The sequence below is a fragment of the Peribacillus sp. YIM B13477 genome (genome assembly GCF_042787955.1).
GTDB classification, from domain to species: Bacteria; Bacillota; Bacilli; order Bacillales; family DSM-1321; genus Peribacillus; species Peribacillus frigoritolerans.
The window spans coordinates 182,676-203,528 of sequence record NZ_JBHZPD010000007.1 but is presented as its reverse complement, the minus strand read 5'-3'; the positions used below and the strand labels follow the sequence as shown (position 1 = coordinate 203,528).

Here is a 20,853-nt window from a genome sequence, read left to right as displayed (position 1 = left end):
TTTTTGGCCAGTGCCGCTGCCTTTGCCTTGGCTGCTGCCTCTGCCTTTTGTTTTGCTATATCTATTTCGCCTTCCGGCTTTTCTGCCGCTTCTTCTTCTTTCGCCTGTTTTTTGGCCAGTGCCGCTGCCTTTGCCTTGGCTGCTGCCTCTGCCTTTTGTTTTGCTATATCTATTTCGCCTTCCGGCTTTTCTGCCGCTTCTTCTTCTTTCGCCTGTTTTTTGGCCAGTGCCGCTGCCTTTGCCTTGGCTGCTGCCTCTGCCTTTTGTTTTGCTATATCTATTTCGCCTTCCGGCTTTTCTGCCGCTTCTTCTTCTTTCGCCTGTTTTTTGGCCAGTGCCGCTGCCTTTGCCTTGGCTGCTGCCTCTGCCTTTTGTTTTGCTATATCTATTTCGCCTTCCGGCTTTTCTGCCGCTTCTTCTTCTTTCGCCTGTTTTTTGGCCAGTGCCGCTGCCTTTGCCTTGGCTGCTGCCTCTGCCTTTTGTTTCGCTAAGTCTTCCTTTTCACTCATCTATATCACCCGCTTTCCGGTTTTCGCCTCATAACGGATTTTTTCTTTTAATTTATTGATCCCGTAAATAAGTGCAGCTGGGTTTGGGGGACAACCCGGTATATATACATCGACAGGTACAATTTGATCTACCCCTTTGACCACTGAGTAAGAGTGAACATAAGGCCCGCCAGCAGTTGCACAGGAGCCCATTGCAATAACCCATTTCGGTTCTGGCATTTGTTCGTATAATCTACTTATTATTGGAGCCATTTTTTTCGTTACCGTTCCTGAAACAATCATGACATCCGATTGTCTGGGGGATGTCCGAAAAAAAGAACCAAATCGGTCCAAATCATAATGAGAGGAGCCGACACCCATCATTTCAATTGCACAACATGCCAAACCGAAAGTCATTGGCCAGAGTGAGTTACTTCTAGCCCAGCCTTTTATTTGTTCAAGTGTGGATAAGAAAATACTGTGGCGCATTTCTTCCATTTCTTTAGGGGTAAGTTCATCCAACTTCAATTCCACTTTAACACCTTCTTTTTCCAAGCATAGATTAGCCCTAGCATAAGGATCACGACAAAAAACAGCATTTCAACCAATGCAAACAGTCCGAGTTCATCATAGGCAACCGCCCATGGGTACAGAAAAACCGTTTCTACATCAAATATGACGAACATCAATCCAAATAGATAATACCTGACATTGAATTGAACCCTTGAATCCTGAAAAGGTTCGATTCCGCTTTCATATGTCGTATACTTCATATCTGTCGGTTTATAAGGCCTTAGCAGTCTACCAAGAAATAAAGCGATCACAGGTAATAAAATTCCGAGACAAAGGAAAACAAATACAATTAAATAATTATTTTGGTAAATATGCAGCTGTCCCATGTTCATCTCCCTTTATGGATATATCATGTTAAATGGCTACAATTTAAGTTTGCTTGTCTTCATTTTGGATACGTTATAAATATTATGCAGGGTAACATTCTTTTAGAAGCAACGTGAAAGGAGGGGTATGAAGCAATAAATGTAAGCGTATACATTATAACATTAGGATAAAAGCATGTCGACGAGTTAAGGGTTAAAATGGAAAATACTTTACTCTATAATTCGACATTTTATTCCTAATTCTGATATTCCATGTCAATAATCTTCAAAAACCATCTGGATAAAAAAACACCTGATCTTACCACGAATGGTTTGATCAGGTGTTTTCATCAATTAAAGTTATCGCATTTCTGCAATTTGGATTCGGTTGATTGCACGTTTAAGCGCTAAATCAGCTCTTTTGGCATCATTTGATCCATCATTGTTCTGCAATCTTTGTTCAGCACGGGCTTTTGCTGCTTGAGCACGTGCAAGATCGATAGTTTCAGCTCTTTCAGCAGATTGAGCTAAAATGGTTACCACATCAGGGCGAACTTCTAAGAAGCCACCATTTACAGCTACATAGTCTGTGTTGCTTCCATTTTTAAGACGGACAGCACCAATGGTAAGCGGGGCTACAGTTGGAACGTGTCCAGCCATGATTCCCAGCTCACCGCTTTTAGCTTTAGTGCTTACCATTTCAACTTCTGCATCATATACTGGGCCATCGGGAGTAACAACATTGACTTTAATGGTCTTCATTTCATTCCCTCCTAGGTCCCTTTAATTAAGCCATTTCTTTTGCTTTAGCAACAACTTCTTCGATGCGGCCAACTAGACGGAAAGCATCTTCTGGAAGTTCGTCATATTTTCCAGCTAGGATATCTTTGAATCCTTGGACTGTTTCTTTAACTGGTACATAAGATCCCTTTTGACCAGTGAATTGTTCAGCCACGTGGAAGTTTTGTGACAAGAAGTTTTGAATTCTACGAGCACGTTGAACGATTACTTTTTCGTCTTCGCTTAATTCGTCCATACCTAAGATGGCAATAATATCTTGAAGTTCTTTATATTTCTGTAATGTTGATTGCACTTGACGAGCCACTTTATAGTGCTCAGCCCCAACGATTTCTGGGCTAAGGGCACGAGAAGAAGACGCCAATGGATCAACTGCAGGGTAGATACCCATTTCAGAAAGTTTACGCTCAAGGTTAGTTGTTGCATCCAAGTGAGCGAAAGTTGTAGCTGGAGCCGGATCCGTATAGTCATCGGCAGGTACATAGATCGCTTGAATGGATGTAACTGAACCTTTATTAGTTGAAGTGATACGTTCTTGCAATTGGCCCATTTCAGTAGCAAGAGTTGGTTGGTAACCAACCGCTGAAGGCATACGTCCTAGTAGGGCGGAAACCTCAGAACCTGCTTGTGTGAAACGGAAAATGTTATCGATGAAGAATAGAACGTCTTGTCCTTGTTCGTCACGGAAATATTCAGCCATTGTCAAACCGCTAAGAGCTACACGCATACGTGCACCTGGCGGCTCGTTCATTTGTCCGAATACCATTGCCGTTTTCTTGATAACACCGGAATCAGTCATCTCGTAGAAAAGGTCATTACCTTCACGAGTACGCTCACCTACACCAGCGAATACCGAGATACCGCCGTGCTCTTGTGCGATGTTATTGATAAGTTCTTGGATAAGTACAGTTTTACCAACACCGGCTCCACCGAAGAGACCGATTTTACCACCTTTGATGTAAGGAGCAAGTAAATCTACTACTTTAATACCAGTTTCAAGAATTTCAACTGTTGTTGATAAGTCCTCAAAAGTTGGTGCTTGTCTGTGAATTGGATCACGGCGCACCTCTGCTGTAAGTGGTTCGAATAGGTCAATGTTTTCCCCTAATACGTTGAAAACGCGGCCTAGTGTTACTTCACCTACAGGAACGGAAATTGGAGCTCCTGTATCAACAGTCTCTGCACCACGGGTTAAACCATCAGTGGAAGACATTGCTACAGTACGAACTGTATTATCACCTAGTTGAAGGGCTACTTCAAGAGTTAGTCCTGTACCAGACGCTGTATTTTCGATTCTTAACGCGTTATAGATCTTAGGAAGTTGTCCGTCTTCGAATTTCACGTCAACAACCGGACCCATAACTTGAGTAACGCGTCCTATATTCATCGTTTTCCCTCCTAACGTTGCTTATAACGACAATCTAGTTTATGGAACGGCCAAGCATCGTCCGGTCCGACCGTCCCTTTAATAATTTTTATTCTAAAGCTGCTGCACCGCCGACAATTTCCGTTATTTCTTGAGTAATTGCGGCCTGACGTGCACGGTTATATTGCAATGAAAGTGAATCAATCAATTCTTTAGCATTATCGGTCGCATTTTTCATTGCAGTCATACGTGCAGAGTGCTCACTTGCTTTACCATCTAACAAAGCACCATAAATTAAACTTTCTGCGTACTGAGGCAGTAATACCTCAAGGATTTCTTCTGCATTCGGTTCAAATTCATAAGAAGTCATTGCTGCATTGGAAGTATTAAAGTCAGCTAACGGAAGGACTTGCGTTTCCGTTACATCCTGCTGGATTGGGCTGACATAATGGTTATAGTACATGTAAAGCTCATCACACAGTTCATTTAGATACAAATTCACTGTTGATTTTGCAAGGGAGCTAATGTCAGCGAAAGAAGGCTGATCAGGAACTCCAGTTACTTCAAGCTCTACGTGCATGTTACGGCTGACAAAGAAATCACGGCCAACCCTTCCGATTGCGATAATGACGAACTCATCATTGGATTTATGGCGTTCAAGAATGGTTTTATGAACGTGGCGAAGGATACTACTATTGTATGCTCCTGCCAATCCGCGGTCCGATGTGATTACCAGGTAACCGGTTTTCTTAACTGGACGCGAGACAAGCATTGGATGAGATGCACCCGTACTTCCGTTCGCAATACTTGATACTACTTCTTGAATTTTATCCATATATGGAACATATGCTTTAGCATTAGCTTCAGCACGGTTCATTTTAGAAGCAGATACCATCTGCATCGCTTTTGTAATTTGACTCGTCTTTTTCGTTGAAGTAATCCGAGACTTAATATCGCGTAAAGAGGCCATTCATTCTCACCACCCTTTATAAATTAGTTAGACCTTATTATTCAGAAATAACGAAGTTCTTTTTGAACTCGTTAATTGCAGCAACGATAGCAGCATCTTCAGGAAGACCTTTCGTTGTGCGAATGTGATCTAATAATTCCGGATGAGAACGATCTAGGAATACATAGTATTCTTCTTCAAAACGAAGGATATCCGATACTGGAATATCATCTAAATGACCTTTAGTCAATGCATAGAAAATCATGACTTGTTTTTCAACTTTGATCGGTTTGTTTAGATCTTGTTTTAGAACTTCAACTGTACGAGCACCACGGTTAAGTTTTGCTTGAGTTGCAGCATCAAGATCAGAACCGAATTGAGAGAATGCTTCCAATTCACGATAAGAAGCCAAGTCTAGACGTAAAGTACCAGCAACTTTCTTCATCGCTTTAATTTGTGCAGATCCACCAACACGGGATACGGATAGACCAGCGTTAATCGCAGGACGTACACCTGAGAAGAACAAATCGGATTGCAAGAAGATTTGTCCATCAGTGATGGAAATTACGTTTGTTGGAATGTAAGCAGAGATGTCGCCTGCTTGTGTTTCAACAAATGGAAGCGCAGTGATTGAACCGGCACCTAAAGTGTCATTCAATTTAGCTGCACGCTCAAGTAAACGGGAGTGCAAGTAGAATACATCCCCTGGGAATGCTTCACGACCTGGAGGACGGCGAAGTAGCAAGGAAAGTTCACGGTATGCAGATGCTTGTTTAGAAAGATCATCATAAACCACAAGAACGTGCTTGCCAGCGAACATGAACTCTTCACCCATAGTCACACCAGCATATGGCGCTAGGTATAAAAGTGGTGCTGGTTGAGAAGCTGATGCAGATACAACGATTGTGTAATCCAATGCACCATTTTTACGCAGTGTTTCAACAGTTCCACGAACAGTTGATTCTTTTTGACCGATAGCCACATAGATACAGATCATATCTTGGTCAGCTTGGTTAAGGATTGTATCGATCGCAACTGATGTTTTACCAGTTTGACGGTCACCGATGATTAACTCACGTTGTCCACGTCCGATAGGTACTAGCGCATCGATTGCTTTAATTCCTGTTTGTAATGGTTCATGAACAGATTTACGGTCCATAACACCTGTAGCAGGGCTTTCGATTGGACGAGTTTTTGTTGTAGCGATCGGACCAAGACCATCTAATGGTTGTCCTAACGGATTCACGACACGCCCGATTAATTCTTCTCCAACTGGTACTTCCATGATACGGCCAGTACGGCGTACTTCACTGCCTTCTTGAATGTCTCTGAATGGTCCAAGAATAACAACACCTACGTTATTTTGCTCAAGGTTTTGTGCCAATCCCATTGAACCATTAGAAAATTCTAAGAGCTCCCCAGCCATTGCATTGTCTAAACCATGAACGCGAGCGATACCATCACCAACAGTGATTACTGTACCTACATCGCTTACTTTAATTTCCGACTGATAGTTTTCAATCTGCTTTTTAATCAGCGCACTGATTTCTTCAGCTTTGATGCTCATGAATTTCACCCCTATCTGTGAATATTAACCTAATAGTTGTTTGCTAAGGCGATCAAGCTTCCCACGTATCGTTCCGTCATAAATACGGTTACCGATTTGAAGTTTGATACCGCCAAGAATATTGCTATCCGTAACATTAGTGATACGCAAATTACGTTTGCCGATCTTTGCAGCAAAAGCTGAAGACACAGCTTCCGCTTCAGCTTCAGTTAATGGATTAACTGTATAAACAGTCGCATCCGCAACTGAATTTTCTTCATTCGCAAGTTCAATGAACTCTTGTGCCATAGGAATCACTTCATCTGTACGATGACGCTCCACCATTAACATTACAGTGTTTCGAACGGAAGACGAAAGACTTGCAAATGCATTTGCAAGCATTGTATTTTTTGCATCTCTAGTCATTTTAGGATGAGCCAAGAAGCTTAATAGATCTTTATCATTTGTGAAAACTTCATTCACTATGCGAAGCTCTTCTTCAAGTTGGTTAATGAGATTTTGCTCTTTCGCAATTTGGAAAAGAGCTACAGCATAACGTCCTGCTACAGTTATATCGCTCATTTACCTTCTCCTGCCTCTTGAATATATTCATTGATTAGTTTTTCTTGATCAGCTGATGAAAGTTCTTTCTCAATCACCTTAGAGGCGATCATGACAGATAATGAAGCTACTTGCTCGCGTAAGGCGGCAACTGCTTTTTCTCTCTCTTGAACGATTTCACGTTTTGCTGATTCTTTAACACGTTCAGCCTCTGCACGCGCTTGATTAATAATATCTTCGCGTTGTGCTTCGCCTTGTTGCTTAGCATTCTCTATAAGTTGTCCCGCTTCAGTGCGAGATTGTTTTACGATTTCACGCTGTTCTTCTAAATATTTCAGTGCTTCTTTTCTGCTAACTTCAGCTGCTTCAATTTCATTCGCAACATGCTCTTCACGTTCTTTCATGATGCCCATTAGCGGACCCCATGCAAACTTCTTAAGCAACGCTAACAAAATAATAAAGATTACAAGCTGGTATATGATATCTCCACCATTAAAGTGGACTTGACCAAGAACAAAATTGCTTGTTAACACGCTCGGTTCACTCCCTTCATGAGATTCACTATTGAAGTTCTGTATTTTCGATTGACAGTATCACTGCCATAAATGTTCACTTTAAACACAGAGCAATGGCGAAGGGTCTCCTTGGATCATCTTCGCCATTATTGAACTTTTTCAAGTTATCTTATTTACCCATTACAATAAACGCGATAACTACAGCGATGATTGGAAGTGCCTCAACTAATGCAATACCAACGAACATTGTAGTTTGAAGCATACCACGAGCTTCCGGCTGACGAGCCATTCCTTCAATTGTACGCCCAACGATAAGACCGTTACCAATACCCGCACCTAGTGCACCTAATCCAACTGCGATAGCAGCAGCTATAAGACCTAAAGAACCTGTCATGATAAATTTCCTCCTTGAAATGTTGTTTTATTTTTTCATCAATATAATGTTCTAAATGAACAATATTTATAATTAATGGTCGTCACTTACTTTATGGGAAAGATAAACCATCGTTAACATAGTAAAGATAAAAGCTTGAATGGAGCCGACAAAGATACTAAACCCTTCCCAAGCTAACATCGGTAATGCAGCAGTGGCTGCACCCACAACACCACTTGTTCCTAGTCCAGCAAGTAAAGTTAATAGTAACTCACCCGCATAAATATTCCCGTAAAGCCGCAATCCTAGAGTTAACGTATTAGCGAACTCCTCAATAATCTTTAACGGAAACAAGAAACCCATTGGCTGAACATAAGTTTTGGCATAATTTTTCATGCCTCTCATCTTGATACCATAATAATGAGTTAAACCCATTACCATAACTGCCAAAGTTAAAGTTATTGCCGGATCAGATGTAGGTGATTTCCACCAAAGTTCATGTCCTATTACAATCGAGAACGGCAATCCTAACATGTTTGAAACAAATACGTACAATATTAACGTCATTCCCAACATTAGGAACTGACCACCCGTACGCCAATCCATATTGCTGTTGATGATATTTTTCACAAAATCCATAACCCATTCGATAAAGTTTTGGATACCTGTTGGCTTCATCGCAAGTTTTCGAGTTGCTGCTACAGCAATAATGAAGACAATGAGACTTGCGATGGTCATCATAAGAACATTAGCCAAGTTGAAATGTATTCCGGTATTCATAAATTCCCACATAGGAGCTTCATGATTCAACAGTATTCACCTCTCTTCTTTACTACCTACGTATGTTTTGCATAAAATAATCTATCATAATGACAAAGTAAACTGTCATTAATCCCACAACCACGCAGACAACCTGAAATTCACCAGGATATCTCAATGCAATAATTGCAGCTAAACCCGCTACAGACATTCTAGTTAAACTACCAAGGGAGCGCGTTTTCTTTCCTTCGGCAACCTCTTGGGCGAACTTCTTGTTCTTTTTGACCATTGACCAGAATATAAATAGGCTGAAGGCAGTTCCAAGCAATAATCCTTGGAAGACTGAATCATGGGAAGTGAAAACCACCCCAAGTAGATAAATACCCATTAAATACAACATGTATTTTAGCTGCCTATTGAACATTTTTTCCAATTCTAGCATTTTGTCATGTAATCTCCCTAGAAATATTGTAGTATCTTGTTTAGCTTAGGAGAATTTGTCCGTAACAAGTCCAATTAGAAGGTCAAAAACTCACTTCTATTTGACACGTTATTAACGTATGAAACCCCTCTCATTTTACATCCTTAGTTAGCATACAATAGGCTAGAATCATTGTCAATGAGTGGTTAGTGAAATTTGTCACAGGTTTGTAATTATTAACGAATTGTTCACAAATTATCTTTTTTCTTCTATTGACATCCATTTTATTTTACTTATTGTCCTCTCTTCACTCGATAAGTAACGTCTTTTCTATCCGATCTTCCCTTCCGCCCCTTCTCGCAAAGATTATCGCTTTATACACTCCTTTAGGCGGCAAGTCCTTTTTCAATACATCTTTTTTGATCAAACCGGAAGGAGCAGATCTCGACCAATCCAAATATCCAGCGAATTTCAAGCTATCTTCCTCATAAAGGGCAATACCGAATTCTTCAGCCCCGCGCGGAAGATACATTTCGTATCGATATGTGCCTTCCTGGTCCCCTTGGCCAAAATCAAATCCCATTATCCTTGGATAATCCGGCTCTTCTTTTACATATAAATAAGGAAGGGATATTCTTTTGGTTCCTTCCATTATAATGAGGTATCCATCAAAGACTCCCTTTTTAAGTTCGGCTGGGTTGACCTGCAACCCGACTTTTAACCGTTTCTTTTCCTTCGGTTTCAAAGTAAGGGATTTCGGCAATTCCCAAGTGAGTCCCATCTCTTTTAATGGGACCATGAATGAGTACTTCCTCATTTCCGTTCCGGTATTTTCTATGACTATCGTTTCATGATGCTCTTCAATTCCCTCTTTTTTTGTATACATCCCAAAGGACAATGAGCTTGGATTCAAGAGCGTGTCCGCTTTTAACGCTTCGTCGACCTGGATGCGTCCAGCCCCCTGTTCATATGTGTGATACAATTGATTTGCTGTTTTCCTCAATGGCTTGGAAGTGCTCATCAATGCAGATTTCACTTGATCAGGAGTCCATTCCGGGTGTTTTTGCAGGATTAAGGCGCATGCTCCTGCAACATGCGGTGCGGACATACTTGTTCCATCCAGGGACATATATCCTTTAGGAATGGTGCTTTCAATTTCCACTCCCGGTGCCAATACGTCAGGCTTTATTCCCCATGATACGGTTACCGGTCCCCTGGAGCTAAAATCCGCGAGCCTATCCTGCTCGTTCTTATAAACAAATTGAACGGTTTTGCTCTGCCCTTGATCCATGATTTGCTTGAGCTGCAATCCATCTCTTCTATTAATAGAAGCGGCTGGGATGTTCATTTCTTTTTCCAAGCTTCCAGTAAAGGTCCCGCTCGTATTATTAAAAACAATTACACCCTTCGCACCTGCCTTTTCTGCATTGGATACTTTTTGCTGGAAGGTAAGTGTGCCACGTTCCATCAACACAATCTTATCCCGAACATTCTTCAGGTCCTTTCCATTACCCAGTCCACCATATATGACATCCTCGGAAAACGTCAGGTTCCATTTTTTAGAGCCTTGAAACAAGGTTAAATGCGATTGATGCTTTTTTGATCCAAGTCCGTATATCATATACGGAACCCTTAGGGGCGGAGTCGAAGCCCCAACGGAAATCGCTTTTTCCGCTGTACCGGGTGAACCGACGGTCCATACAGCCGGACCGGAATTCCCGTTTGATGTCACGGCAACGATGCCGCTTTCCACAGCCTTATTCAACGCAAGGGAGATAGGTAAATCAGGACCATTGACGTTATTGCCTAGAGAGAGGTTCAATACATCCACTTTATCCTTCATGGCTGACTCAATGGCCGTCAATACTTGATCTGTATCGCCAGAACCGCCTGGCCCCAATGCCCGATATGCGTAAATCTCCGCTTCAGGTGCGACGCCTTTCATTTTTCCATTGGCTGCAATGATGCCCGCCACATGAGTGCCATGCAATGTATCGAGGTCGCCTTGATTTTTGGTTTCCATCGGATCTGCATCACCATCAACCAGATCCTTACCTCCCTTATAAGCTCGTTGCAAATCTGGATGTGTATAATCAATGCCAGTATCGATTATCCCTACCTTTATCCCTTTCCCGGTGATCCGGTGATTCTCCTTATCAAAGAACCCCCTGACCCTGTCTCCTCCTATGTATGGGACACTTTTATCCAACACGGCTTGATAAACGGATACTTCCGTTACGGCCTGAATTCCACCCTCCTTTTTAAGTTGTTCTATTTCATTCATTTTCCCATGAAGGGAAAATCCATCCAGGGCAACCGAATAAACATTCCGTAATTGAAGGGATGGATATTTTTCAAGCAGTTTTTCGATCTTTTTTCGATTAAACGCCTTATCCATCGTGACAACAACCGTTACTTCGTTAGATTCAGATAGTTTTGGTAAAGGCGGCAGAATGACTTTTGCGAAGCCCCTTTCATATTGATAAATAAATATAAAAAGGAAAACAAACACTATGAACGTTTTCTTTCCCAACATAATCATCCCCTTAGCAATTATCTTTTCTCAACAATCTTGGAGTATGCAAATAAAAAAGGAAAAGCGCATGGCTTTTCCTTTTTTATGGTTCAAATCTAGTTGGCGGCATATTCACTTGCTTAAAATGGTAACGGATGGCTTCAGCTATGCGGACCGAAGAATTTCCGTCCCCATATGGATTTGAAGCTTTGGACATTTTTTCGTGCACCTCTTGATCGGTGAGCAATTCATGTGCCAAATCATATATAGTTTGTTCATCAGTACCAGCCAATCTTAAGGTTCCAGCCGTAATCCCTTCAGGACGTTCGGTCGTATCCCTTAAAACCAGGACGGGTACACCAAGTGACGGTGCCTCTTCCTGGATTCCTCCAGAATCAGTCAAAATCAGATAGGCTCTAGAAGCGAAGTTATGGAAATCCAATACATCCAGCGGTTCGATCAAATGAACCCGCGGATCGTCTCCGAGAACTTCGTTTGCCAATTCTTGAACAAGCGGATTTAAATGGACAGGATATACCACTTGAACATCATCATGCTCAACAATGATTCTCTTAACGGCCCTGAAGATATTTCTCATGGGTTCCCCTAGATTTTCCCTGCGATGGGCGGTAAGCAAAATGAGCCTGTCTTCTCCAAGGTCATTTAAAACCGGATGGGAATATGTCGACCTTACAGTCGTTTTTAAAGCATCCGTTGCCGTATTTCCCGTCACGAAGATATTATCCTTCTTGTTCTCGTTCAGCAGATTCTCCTCGGCTTTCGAAGTCGGCGCAAAATGCAAATCCGCCATCGTACCCGTAAGCTGTCGATTCATCTCTTCCGGATAGGGGGAATACTTATTCCATGTGCGCAACCCCGCTTCTACATGCCCAATGACAATTTGATTATAAAAAGCTGCCAGACTGGCAACAAACGTTGTGGTTGTATCACCATGCACGAGAACAATATCTGGTTTAGCTTCCTTCATTACGGAATCAAGACCATTCAATGCTCTTGTTGTAATGTCAGCAAGCGTTTGCCTTTCCTTCATTATGTCCAAGTCATAGTCCGGCTGTATGGAAAATAGTTCGAGAACTTGATCTAACATTTGGCGATGCTGAGCCGTAACAGCAACGATCGGCTTGAAATATTCTGGGTGTTTTTGGAATTCGAGTACTAAGGGAGCCATTTTGACAGCTTCTGGTCTCGTCCCGAAAATCGTCATAACTTTAATCGGTTTGTTCATTCGTGACACCTCAGTTTCTTTCCTTATTTTGTGCCGAATAAACGATCTCCTGCGTCTCCAAGACCCGGAACGATATAACCATGTTCATTCAGTTTTTCGTCAAGACCCGCAATATAGATATCAACATCAGGATGAGCTTCTTTTAAAGCTTCTACACCCTCTGGAGCTGCAATCAAACACATGAATTTAATATTGACTGCACCGCGCTTTTTAATGGAATGGATCGCTTCGATGGCTGATCCGCCAGTGGCTAGCATCGGGTCAACGACTATGCATTCCCTTTCTGCCAAGTCACTTGGCATCTTCGCATAATATTCAACCGGTTTCAATGTTTCAGGATCACGGTAAAGTCCAACATGTCCGACCTTTGCAGCAGGAATCAGCTTGATGATTCCGTCCACCATCCCTATGCCTGCACGTAAAATCGGGACGATCCCCACTTTTTTACCAGAAAGCATTTTCACTTTCGCTGTGCTTACAGGCGTTTGGATTTCCACTTCTTCCAGCGGCATATCCCTCGTGATTTCAAATGCCATCAATGATGCAACTTCATCCACTAGTTCACGGAATTCTTTTGTTCCTGTATTTATATCACGTATATAGGCTAATTTGTGTTGAATTAACGGGTGATCGAAAACATAAACTTTTCCCATTTGGCATCTCTCCAATTCCATTGCTTAGTTTTGCGCTTTTTTATGATTTCCCTAATCGAATAGAAAAATTTTCGTGTCTTTTAAAATTCACTTCAACCTATTTTACAGAAAAATGTTTCAATCTTCAATAAAGGTTTAGATGTCAGACCTATTTTCACTATTCGGATTCTTCTAACACACAGACCTTCCATAAATGCAAAAAAACCGCTCCCTTTAAGGGGAGCGGCTCCGATATTACAATGAAGGATATAATTCAAATTTGTTCGCTAATGATTCAACACGCTGTTTTGCTTCTTCAAGCTTAGCTGCGTCTTCATTATTTTTCAATACAAGTCCGATGATAGCAGCTATTTCATCCATGTCTTCCAATCCGAAGCCACGTGATGTCACTGCTGCAGTCCCAATACGTATACCGCTGGTAACGAATGGTTTTTCCGGGTCATAAGGAATCGCATTTTTGTTCACGGTAATACCGATTTCATCCAAAACATGCTCTGCGATTTTTCCCGTTAACCCTGTAGAGCGCACATCAAGAAGAATCAAGTGATTGTCCGTTCCATCAGAAACAAGAGTGAACCCTTCTTTCTTCAAACCTTCACCCAAACGTTTAGCATTGTCGATGATTTGTTGAGCATATACTTTAAAATCATCTTGAAGCGCTTCGCCGAATGCAACAGCCTTAGCTGATATAACATGCATCAAAGGACCGCCTTGAATTCCAGGGAAGATCGATTTATCGATCTTTTTACCGAATTCTTCTTTACAGATGATCATCCCGCCGCGTGGTCCGCGAAGTGTTTTATGAGTAGTTGTCGTTACAAAGTCAGCATAAGGAATTGGACTTGGATGTAATCCAGCCGCAACTAAACCTGCAATATGCGCCATGTCGACCATTAAATATGCCCCGACTTCATCCGCAATTTCACGGAATCGCTTGAAGTCGATTTCCCGTGGATATGCACTTGCACCCGCTACGATCAATTTAGGTTTGTGTTGACGCGCTTTTTCCAATACATCATTGTAATCGATACGGTGATCTTTTTCGTCTACACCATATTCAACAAAATTGTAGTTAACACCACTGAAGTTTACTGGACTTCCATGTGTTAAGTGACCACCATGCGAAAGGTTCATCCCAAGCACTGTGTCGCCAGTTTGAAGCACTGTAAAGTAAACGGCCATATTGGCTTGAGCTCCAGAGTGAGGCTGTACGTTCACATACTCGCCTCCGAAAATTTCTTTCGCACGCTCACGTGCTAGATCTTCAACGATGTCTACATACTCACATCCGCCATAGTAACGTTTTCCAGGGTATCCTTCTGCATACTTATTAGTCAAGACCGACCCTTGCGCTTCCATGACAGCTTCACTCACGAAGTTTTCAGAAGCAATAAGCTCAATTTTACTTCTTTGACGCCCTAATTCCAGTTGAATTGCGTTAAACACTTGCTCATCTTGCTTTGCTAAACGATTCATTCCGTAATTCCTCCTTAAATTGTGCGTGATTCGCTTTTTAGTATTTATGTGCAACATGCCTTCAAAAAGCATGAAAAAGCCATTTCAATAGTTATTAGAAAATTCTACTCCATTTTAACATGTCTAATTTAGAAGTGATAGTCTAATTTTATCGAACATTAAATGTTTTTTCATTTAAAAATGTTCGTATTTGACATCGAAATTGTGATAAATAGCTCTTTCACCCTATATTACAAGAGCGAAATCACCATTCTATTAGCACTATAAAGGAAATTTTTTCTTCTGATCCTTTACCTTGAGCGTTACGATTTTGCCCGCCTCAATTAAAAAACAGCATTCCCTATCCGAGAAATGCTGTCTTACTTACCCATTAAGTACAACTTTTGTTTTCAGAGAGGTCCCGATAAACTGCACGCTCCCCGCCAATCAGTTTCGGGCGGTTTTTTGCCATGGTCACATGTGCATGTCCTATTTCTTTAATGGCAGAGCGAATCGGAACCGCAACATGCTTCAGATGCATACCAATGAATGTGTCTCCTATATCTATCCCCGCATCCGCTTTGATATGTTCAACGACGACTGCATCTTTCCATTGCTGATAGGCGTACGTCGCCATCGATCCCCCAGCTGTTCTTACAGGTACGACCGAAACTTCTTCATAACCATACCGAATCGCGGTTTCCCTTTGTAAAACCAAGGCCCTGTTTAGATGCTCACAACATTGATATGCAACCTGAACACCCGTTTTTCCTTGAAAATCCCTCACTACGGAAAAAATCATCCCAGCAACATCGAGTGTCCCTTCAGTACCGATCCTTTTCCCGATCACTTCACTTGTACTGCAGCCGATAACCAGTAGCTGTTTCTCTTTTAAAGCCGTCTGTTCTTGGAACTCGTATAAAAGTTCCCGAAACTGGTTTTCCCATATCTCAAGCTCATTTGAAAATGTAGCATCACTTGTCATGAAAACGCATCCTTTCAATAAGAAAACTGGAACTCTCCAAAACCAAAGGAATTAGCTGTGCTTACCTTCGTACTCCGCAATCTTACCAATCCTGTTTTGATGGCGCCCGCCCTCAAATTCCGAAGTCAGCCACGTTTGGGCAATTTCCCTGGCTAGACCCGGGCCAATGACACGTTCCCCCATCGCTAACATATTGGTATCATTATGCTGACGGGTCAATTTCGCACTATAGACATCATGAACCAATGCACATCGTATTCCTTTGACCTTATTGGCAGCAATGCTCATTCCGATTCCAGTTCCACAGATTAAAATGCCCCGATCGAACTCACCCCGTGCCACTTTTTCAGCAACCGGCAAGGCATAATCAGGATAATCCACCGACGTACTGCATTCACAGCCAAAGTCCTCAAATGGAATCTGTAACTCATTCAATAAATTCTTTATTTCTTCACGGATATGTATACCACCATGATCCGAAGCAATCGCAACTTTCATCATAATCCTCCTCTAGCTTTTTCATTTGATTTTATTGTGTCACAAAATTATGAAAAGATAAAGGATGTCCATCCTTTTCCCCGCAAAGAAGCAGGAAACCAACTCTGGTTTCCTGCTAGCGGGTAATGGTCCTGTTCAACTTTTCCGCTTTCGCTTTAAGTTCCATTGCCGATTTTTCGACATTTTCCATGACTGCCCCTTGTTCGCTTGTGACTGCCGTCACTTCTTCCGCTCCAGCAGATGCTTATTCTGCAATGGCAGCCAATGCTGCCTTGATCCTATACCAAGCTTAGTAATATCTTTTACCCCAGCGGCCACATTATGTACCCCAGTTCAATTTTTAAGCCTTTTGACTAATTCATCTATCAATTCCTGCAGCTCTCTGAACGTTTCCCGATAAATGCCTTCAGAACCGCCGAACGGATCCATTATATCTCTATCATATTTATCGCCGAGAATGAATTCTTTTAAAGTAAAGGTCTTATCGATCATTTGGGGATATGAACGGGTAATGGCCGATTTATGCCCTTCCGTCATGGTGAAGATATGAGTCGCCCACTCCATTTCCTTCGCGGATAAAGGCGCTGAATGATGATTATGCACTATGTCATTTTCAACCAATACATTTTTAGCATGCATTGAAGCATCCTGACCTGTCGAAGCATACACGCCTGCGGACTTCACTTCAACACCCGCAATATTCTTGTTTTTCAATATCGCTTCTGCCATCGGGCTTCGGCATGTGTTACCTGTACATACAAATAATACTCGGATCATTTTAACGCCTCCTTTTTTATTCATTATAAGCTATCGCCCGTTTATTATAGTCAAAAAATCACTGTCATTGTGTCCGAAGAAAAATAAAAACCGCTCCGTTAATCGGAACAGTTGAGGTAGGAATGATATGAATTCAGGCGGATCAAAAAGAGAATAATAATTTCAATCCAAACGCACACAGGATGCTTCCGCCAAGAATCTCACTATACACGCCAAGCAAACCCTGCATTTTTCTACCCAGTAAAAGCCCGGCCCACGTTAATAGAGTGGCGGCAAACCCAAAACAAAGAACCGTTAAAATCGTTTTAGCACCGTAAATCCCCAGAGTCAACCCTACCGAGAAGCTATCCAGGCTTACCCCTAAAGCAAAAATGATTAAACCTTTCCCGACAGGAGCCAGCATCTTATTTTGCATGGCACCAGCTCCATCCTTTTTACCAGGAATAAACATCTGAATACCAAGAATGATCAACAATAGACCGCCGGCGTATGTAGCGAAGGTCCCGAATTTTTCTGAAATGAAACGGCCTGCCCCCATTCCAAGCAAGGGCATCCAAATATGAAAAATGCCTACTGTCAAACCTATAAACAGAACTTGCCTCAACCTTAGCTTAAACATTCCCATTCCAAGGCCCACTGAAAAGGCATCCATTCCCAAAGCGAAGGCCATTAGCAGTAAGGTTATGATTTCTCCAGCAAATGTATTCATTCCAATCCCCCTCGGACGTGCCTACTACATGTTATGCATGTCCGAAAAGAAATAGAAGGATAAATCAGTCCTTATTACACATGTTCCTTGATGATTTGATGACCTGCAGCCTTCTCAAGCCGGTTCATGACCGCAGCACCTATTCCATGGTCAGGAAACATTTCACTAAAAATGACATCGACCTCCAGCTCGTCAAACTGTCTTAAGGCATCATATAAGCCTGTCGCAACAGTATGTAAATCGGCTAATGATCCTGGGACAACCACATAATCCGCCTTATAATCCTGTTGATGTTCATAAGCTGTAATGATGCCCACCTTTAACCCGTCACTTCTTTTTTCATCCACAAGCTTCTGAAGGAACGCTTGATTACCCTTGACTAAAAATAGAGGGGCCTTCGGAGCATAGTGGGTATATTTCATGCCTGGGGCTTTTGGCGCCGTTTCCTGATTCTTCAAAGCGACATCTTGCCTGACTTCCCCAATTACCGCTTCCAGCTGTTCCAGGGTCACCCCGCCAGGCCTTAAAATAACAGGGACTTCCACAGTGCAATCCAGTACTGTGGATTCCACGCCCACACCTGTATTCCCGCCATCGACTATACCTGCAATCCGGCCCATCAAGTCATCTTCGACATGTTTTGCTGAAGTGGGGCTTGGTTTCCCGGAAGTATTTGCACTTGGGGCCGCAATGGGCAAATCACTCGCACGAATAAGGCCAAGGGCAACCTGGTGATCCGGCATCCTGACAGCCACCGTGTCCAATCCAGCTGTCACAAGATTCGATAGCTGGCCCGGTTTCCGTTTCATGATCAAAGTCAAAGGACCCGGCCAAAATTCTGCCATTAGCTTCCGGGCCTGTTCCGGAATCTCTTCTACAATACCCGACAACTGGTCATCGGAGGCTATATGAACGATTAAAGGATTATCACTCGGACGCCCCTTTGCTTCGAACACTTTTTTGACCGCCTCGTCATTTTTGGCATTCGCGCCGAGTCCATAAACAGTCTCCGTAGGAAAAGCAACCACTTGATTAGCCTTTAATAATTCAGCTGATTGTGTAATCTGGGGATAACTTTGTAAATTATCCACATTTTTATCCACTGACCAAATTTTCGTTTTCATCTTGAACACCATCGCCTTTTAACATTTCTTATTTTATATAATCGCTTTAATATGAACGGTATTTTCAACTTAACGTACGAATTCCACTTAAAAGATACTTTGAAAGTATAAAAGAAGTATACACATAATTCAAGTGTTATCCACAAATTGGGGATAACTACATCGAATCCGTGGATAAGTTTGTGGATATTAATGATTAATGACAGACTTTTTTGATTTTTTGTTAATAACCCTGTGGATATGTTTTTAAAATTATCTGAATTTAAAGAAGAGGGACTCTGCCCCCTCCTTAAAATAGATCGTTGAAGATTTCTGCAAACAAGGACTTCACTTCTACCTCGGGCTCCTTTTCCCCTTCATATAATTGTTGACCTTTTTCATTGGATGCCGCAAGTTCAACCTTGTTTTCTTCAAGTTTCCCTTCAATGACTTCCTCTGTCACCTGTTCCTTATCTTTCACTACTGCCACTTCTTCTTTTACCTCTGGCTCTACAACCTCTTCTTTTACCGTTACTTCCGGTGCTTCCTCTTTTACGCTCTCCTCGATTACCTCTTCTTCAACTACTTCCTCCGGCCTTTTTTCCTTTTCAGCCAGCACTTCTTCTTCAACCACTTCCTCCGCAACAGGTTCACTCTCTTCATTCGTTGCAGCATACGCCGTTCCTTCCGAAGTCAAGGACCCTTCCCCTTCATCCTCGACAATCGGACTTTGACTTACAGCCGTCCCATTTGAAAAATCCAAGAAACACAATGGGGGAAATAACACACACCACCAATTAGCGCCGTCCCCTTCACCAAGTGTGATAATCACTGCTTCATATTCCCCTGCCGGATATAAATACTGCCCGTACAGCTTTGTCGGAAATTCAGCTTGTCCAAAATCCACTTTCACCGACTGCTCCAAACCCTGTTCCTTTATTACCGACTCAGCCTTCGCCTGGATATCTGGCAGATGCGAGGTGATCACATCCTTCGCCTCATCCAAAGAAGTAAGCTCAGCGACCCACTTTGTGATATCTTCATTTACCTCATCCCTAATTAGCCGTTTAACCGCTTGATCCTCTTCTTTATCACTATTGGCGAGTATCCGCAGCCGAATCGCCTCATCCGGGATTACCTTCGTATCTTCTGCACCGACCATCTCCGCTTTAGGCATATATATACTTACGATCGTTCCTATAGTTAAGATTAATAGATAAATAATGGCTAAATGTTTAGTTTTCATCGCCTTCGCCCCCTCACATGAATTAGTCTCACCATTTTCCAGCTATCTTAAACTAGTAAAAACAAAAAAAGTTGATAGCTGGAAATATAGATTCCAAAGGATAATGAGGGTGCTGTCCCTAAAAAAACCGTCTCACATAAGGGAGACGGATCATTTTAATTCAGCAAAGACCATTCGATCTTTTTCATTAATGTCATTTATGATGGATACTTCCGCGGCAGGAAAGGTTCGCTTCAATAAATCGGCAACCGCCGCACCCTGTCCTGCACCCACTTCAAAACCGATCAGTCCAGGCACATTCATCACCAAAGGTAACTGTTCCATAAAGCGGCGGTAAAAATCCAGCCCATCGATACCGGCAAACAACGCACGATGTGGTTCATGACCAGTCACGACCACTGACATGGATTTATGATCATCTTCTGGTATATATGGCGGATTCGATAAAAGGATGTCCACCTTCTCGTTTATATCCATGAACGGCGAAAGCAAATCACCTTGCATGAACTCCACTTCGGCACCAAGTGATTCGGCATTTTTCCTCGCCACCTCAAGCGATGGTTCCGCTATGTCCGTGGCCGTCACCATCAGGTTTGATTTTTCAAGCTTCATCGTTATGGCAATTGCGCCGCTGCCAGTCCCAATATCAACTAAACGGAGCTTCTGTCCCTCCATAAAAATGGCCGGGAGTTTACGTAATGTATAATAAATCAATTCTTCTGTTTCCGGTCTCGGTATGAGCACTTCTTCATTCACAAAAAAGGTCCGTCCATAAAATTCTTCACTGCCGATTATATATTGGATGGGCGTCCCCTCAGCATGCAGCTCAATAGCGTCCTTAAATTGCCCAAAATCCGCTTCACTAAGCTCATCATGAAGGTTGGCCAGCATTTGGGAGCGAGTTTGCTTTAAAAAGTGCTGTAACAGGATTTCCCCGGCATTGGCATCACGATCATTTTCCTTTAAAAAAGAAGAAGCCCATTTAAGGGCTTCAAAAACTTTCACGGCAGAA

22 protein-coding genes and 1 pseudogene are annotated in these 20,853 nt (G+C 42.3%); all 23 read right to left on the bottom strand.

From position 1 onward, the window contains the following. Positions 1 to 119 precede the first annotated feature (119 nt). Positions 120 to 503, bottom strand: a pseudogene (locus ACFX4H_RS26865) (NADH-quinone oxidoreductase subunit C); the annotation flags it as partial. Positions 504 to 509: 6 nt separating this feature from the next. Beyond that, the gene (locus ACFX4H_RS20180; RefSeq protein ID WP_170946902.1) at positions 510 to 986 is read right to left on the bottom strand and encodes a NuoB/complex I 20 kDa subunit family protein; all 477 of its coding nucleotides are present in this window, start codon (positions 984 to 986) and stop codon (positions 510 to 512) included. A 26-nt stretch (positions 987 to 1,012) separates the two neighbouring features. After that, positions 1,013 to 1,387, bottom strand: a complete 375-nt coding sequence (locus ACFX4H_RS20175) for an NADH-quinone oxidoreductase subunit A (RefSeq protein WP_034315801.1) — start codon at positions 1,385 to 1,387, stop codon at positions 1,013 to 1,015. Between the two features lie 339 nt (positions 1,388 to 1,726). Then, positions 1,727 to 2,128 (bottom strand): F0F1 ATP synthase subunit epsilon, encoded by a 402-nt coding sequence (locus ACFX4H_RS20170; RefSeq protein WP_034315803.1) that lies wholly within the window; start codon positions 2,126 to 2,128, stop codon positions 1,727 to 1,729. Between the two features lie 25 nt (positions 2,129 to 2,153). Beyond that, a complete protein-coding gene (gene atpD / locus ACFX4H_RS20165; RefSeq protein WP_034315806.1) occupies positions 2,154 to 3,551 on the bottom strand; it encodes a F0F1 ATP synthase subunit beta in 1,398 nt (465 codons plus the stop codon). An 88-nt stretch (positions 3,552 to 3,639) separates the two neighbouring features. Further along, positions 3,640 to 4,500 (bottom strand): F0F1 ATP synthase subunit gamma, encoded by an 861-nt coding sequence (locus tag ACFX4H_RS20160; RefSeq protein ID WP_034315808.1) that lies wholly within the window; start codon positions 4,498 to 4,500, stop codon positions 3,640 to 3,642. Positions 4,501 to 4,537: 37 nt separating this feature from the next. Continuing rightward, entirely contained in the window at positions 4,538 to 6,046 is a 1,509-nt protein-coding gene (gene atpA, locus ACFX4H_RS20155) for a F0F1 ATP synthase subunit alpha (protein WP_034315812.1), read from the bottom strand. 24 nt (positions 6,047 to 6,070) lie between these two features. Next, complete coding sequence (locus ACFX4H_RS20150) at positions 6,071 to 6,607, bottom strand: F0F1 ATP synthase subunit delta (RefSeq protein ID WP_034315814.1); 537 nt, start codon at positions 6,605 to 6,607, stop codon at positions 6,071 to 6,073. Continuing rightward, a complete protein-coding gene (atpF, locus tag ACFX4H_RS20145; RefSeq protein WP_034315815.1) occupies positions 6,604 to 7,119 on the bottom strand; it encodes a F0F1 ATP synthase subunit B in 516 nt (171 codons plus the stop codon). The genes ACFX4H_RS20150 and atpF overlap by 4 nt, the downstream gene beginning before the upstream one ends. Positions 7,120 to 7,270: 151 nt before the next feature. Continuing rightward, entirely contained in the window at positions 7,271 to 7,495 is a 225-nt protein-coding gene (gene atpE, locus ACFX4H_RS20140) for a F0F1 ATP synthase subunit C (RefSeq protein ID WP_034315818.1), read from the bottom strand. A 72-nt stretch (positions 7,496 to 7,567) separates the two neighbouring features. After that, the gene (gene atpB / locus ACFX4H_RS20135) at positions 7,568 to 8,284 is read right to left on the bottom strand and encodes a F0F1 ATP synthase subunit A (protein WP_034315819.1); all 717 of its coding nucleotides are present in this window, start codon (positions 8,282 to 8,284) and stop codon (positions 7,568 to 7,570) included. Positions 8,285 to 8,306: 22 nt separating this feature from the next. Next, entirely contained in the window at positions 8,307 to 8,675 is a 369-nt protein-coding gene (locus ACFX4H_RS20130) for an ATP synthase subunit I (RefSeq protein ID WP_034315821.1), read from the bottom strand. Positions 8,676 to 8,961: 286 nt separating this feature from the next. Beyond that, entirely contained in the window at positions 8,962 to 11,190 is a 2,229-nt protein-coding gene (locus tag ACFX4H_RS20125; RefSeq protein WP_283249075.1) for a S8 family serine peptidase, read from the bottom strand. Between the two features lie 82 nt (positions 11,191 to 11,272). Continuing rightward, on the bottom strand, positions 11,273 to 12,415 hold the full coding sequence (gene wecB / locus ACFX4H_RS20120) for a non-hydrolyzing UDP-N-acetylglucosamine 2-epimerase (RefSeq protein ID WP_377436086.1): 1,143 nt from the start codon (positions 12,413 to 12,415) through the stop codon (positions 11,273 to 11,275). A 23-nt stretch (positions 12,416 to 12,438) separates the two neighbouring features. Continuing rightward, the gene (gene upp / locus ACFX4H_RS20115) at positions 12,439 to 13,068 is read right to left on the bottom strand and encodes a uracil phosphoribosyltransferase (protein WP_034315825.1); all 630 of its coding nucleotides are present in this window, start codon (positions 13,066 to 13,068) and stop codon (positions 12,439 to 12,441) included. Between the two features lie 234 nt (positions 13,069 to 13,302). After that, on the bottom strand, positions 13,303 to 14,544 hold the full coding sequence (locus ACFX4H_RS20110) for a serine hydroxymethyltransferase (RefSeq protein ID WP_054398606.1): 1,242 nt from the start codon (positions 14,542 to 14,544) through the stop codon (positions 13,303 to 13,305). 370 nt (positions 14,545 to 14,914) lie between these two features. After that, positions 14,915 to 15,508 (bottom strand): TIGR01440 family protein, encoded by a 594-nt coding sequence (locus ACFX4H_RS20105; protein ID WP_249598058.1) that lies wholly within the window; start codon positions 15,506 to 15,508, stop codon positions 14,915 to 14,917. 51 nt (positions 15,509 to 15,559) lie between these two features. Then, positions 15,560 to 16,006, bottom strand: coding sequence for a ribose 5-phosphate isomerase B (gene rpiB, locus ACFX4H_RS20100; RefSeq protein ID WP_034315832.1), 447 nt, complete (start codon positions 16,004 to 16,006; stop codon positions 15,560 to 15,562). A 333-nt stretch (positions 16,007 to 16,339) separates the two neighbouring features. Further along, on the bottom strand, positions 16,340 to 16,783 hold the full coding sequence (locus tag ACFX4H_RS20095; protein ID WP_034315834.1) for a low molecular weight protein arginine phosphatase: 444 nt from the start codon (positions 16,781 to 16,783) through the stop codon (positions 16,340 to 16,342). A 142-nt stretch (positions 16,784 to 16,925) separates the two neighbouring features. Next, positions 16,926 to 17,492 carry a manganese efflux pump MntP gene (locus ACFX4H_RS20090; RefSeq protein ID WP_034315836.1) on the bottom strand — a complete coding sequence of 189 codons (567 nt, stop codon included), beginning with the start codon at positions 17,490 to 17,492 and terminating at the stop codon, positions 16,926 to 16,928. A 74-nt stretch (positions 17,493 to 17,566) separates the two neighbouring features. Then, positions 17,567 to 18,616 carry an L-threonylcarbamoyladenylate synthase gene (locus ACFX4H_RS20085; protein ID WP_034315839.1) on the bottom strand — a complete coding sequence of 350 codons (1,050 nt, stop codon included), beginning with the start codon at positions 18,614 to 18,616 and terminating at the stop codon, positions 17,567 to 17,569. Between the two features lie 289 nt (positions 18,617 to 18,905). After that, positions 18,906 to 19,841, bottom strand: coding sequence for a stage II sporulation protein R (gene spoIIR, locus ACFX4H_RS20080; protein WP_377436085.1), 936 nt, complete (start codon positions 19,839 to 19,841; stop codon positions 18,906 to 18,908). A gap of 150 nt (positions 19,842 to 19,991) precedes the next feature. Then, a complete protein-coding gene (gene prmC / locus ACFX4H_RS20075) occupies positions 19,992 to 20,846 on the bottom strand; it encodes a peptide chain release factor N(5)-glutamine methyltransferase (RefSeq protein ID WP_323602677.1) in 855 nt (284 codons plus the stop codon). Positions 20,847 to 20,853: the final 7 nt, after the last annotated feature.

Coding starts and splice junctions, on each gene's coding strand:
- ACFX4H_RS20180 (WP_170946902.1), bottom strand. CDS start 986: ATGGAAGAAATGCGCCACAGTATTTTCTTATCCACACTTGAACAAATA.
- ACFX4H_RS20175 (WP_034315801.1), bottom strand. CDS start 1,387: ATGGGACAGCTGCATATTTACCAAAATAATTATTTAATTGTATTTGTT.
- ACFX4H_RS20170 (WP_034315803.1), bottom strand. CDS start 2,128: ATGAAGACCATTAAAGTCAATGTTGTTACTCCCGATGGCCCAGTATAT.
- atpD (WP_034315806.1), bottom strand. CDS start 3,551: ATGAATATAGGACGCGTTACTCAAGTTATGGGTCCGGTTGTTGACGTG.
- ACFX4H_RS20160 (WP_034315808.1), bottom strand. CDS start 4,500: ATGGCCTCTTTACGCGATATTAAGTCTCGGATTACTTCAACGAAAAAG.
- atpA (WP_034315812.1), bottom strand. CDS start 6,046: ATGAGCATCAAAGCTGAAGAAATCAGTGCGCTGATTAAAAAGCAGATT.
- ACFX4H_RS20150 (WP_034315814.1), bottom strand. CDS start 6,607: ATGAGCGATATAACTGTAGCAGGACGTTATGCTGTAGCTCTTTTCCAA.
- atpE (WP_034315818.1), bottom strand. CDS start 7,495: ATGACAGGTTCTTTAGGTCTTATAGCTGCTGCTATCGCAGTTGGATTA.
- ACFX4H_RS20130 (WP_034315821.1), bottom strand. CDS start 8,675: ATGCTAGAATTGGAAAAAATGTTCAATAGGCAGCTAAAATACATGTTG.
- ACFX4H_RS20125 (WP_283249075.1), bottom strand. CDS start 11,190: ATGTTGGGAAAGAAAACGTTCATAGTGTTTGTTTTCCTTTTTATATTT.
- wecB (WP_377436086.1), bottom strand. CDS start 12,415: ATGAACAAACCGATTAAAGTTATGACGATTTTCGGGACGAGACCAGAA.
- upp (WP_034315825.1), bottom strand. CDS start 13,068: ATGGGAAAAGTTTATGTTTTCGATCACCCGTTAATTCAACACAAATTA.
- ACFX4H_RS20110 (WP_054398606.1), bottom strand. CDS start 14,544: ATGAATCGTTTAGCAAAGCAAGATGAGCAAGTGTTTAACGCAATTCAA.
- ACFX4H_RS20105 (WP_249598058.1), bottom strand. CDS start 15,508: ATGACAAGTGATGCTACATTTTCAAATGAGCTTGAGATATGGGAAAAC.
- rpiB (WP_034315832.1), bottom strand. CDS start 16,006: ATGAAAGTTGCGATTGCTTCGGATCATGGTGGTATACATATCCGTGAA.
- ACFX4H_RS20095 (WP_034315834.1), bottom strand. CDS start 16,783: ATGATCCGAGTATTATTTGTATGTACAGGTAACACATGCCGAAGCCCG.
- ACFX4H_RS20090 (WP_034315836.1), bottom strand. CDS start 17,492: ATGAATACATTTGCTGGAGAAATCATAACCTTACTGCTAATGGCCTTC.
- ACFX4H_RS20085 (WP_034315839.1), bottom strand. CDS start 18,616: ATGAAAACGAAAATTTGGTCAGTGGATAAAAATGTGGATAATTTACAA.
- spoIIR (WP_377436085.1), bottom strand. CDS start 19,841: ATGAAAACTAAACATTTAGCCATTATTTATCTATTAATCTTAACTATA.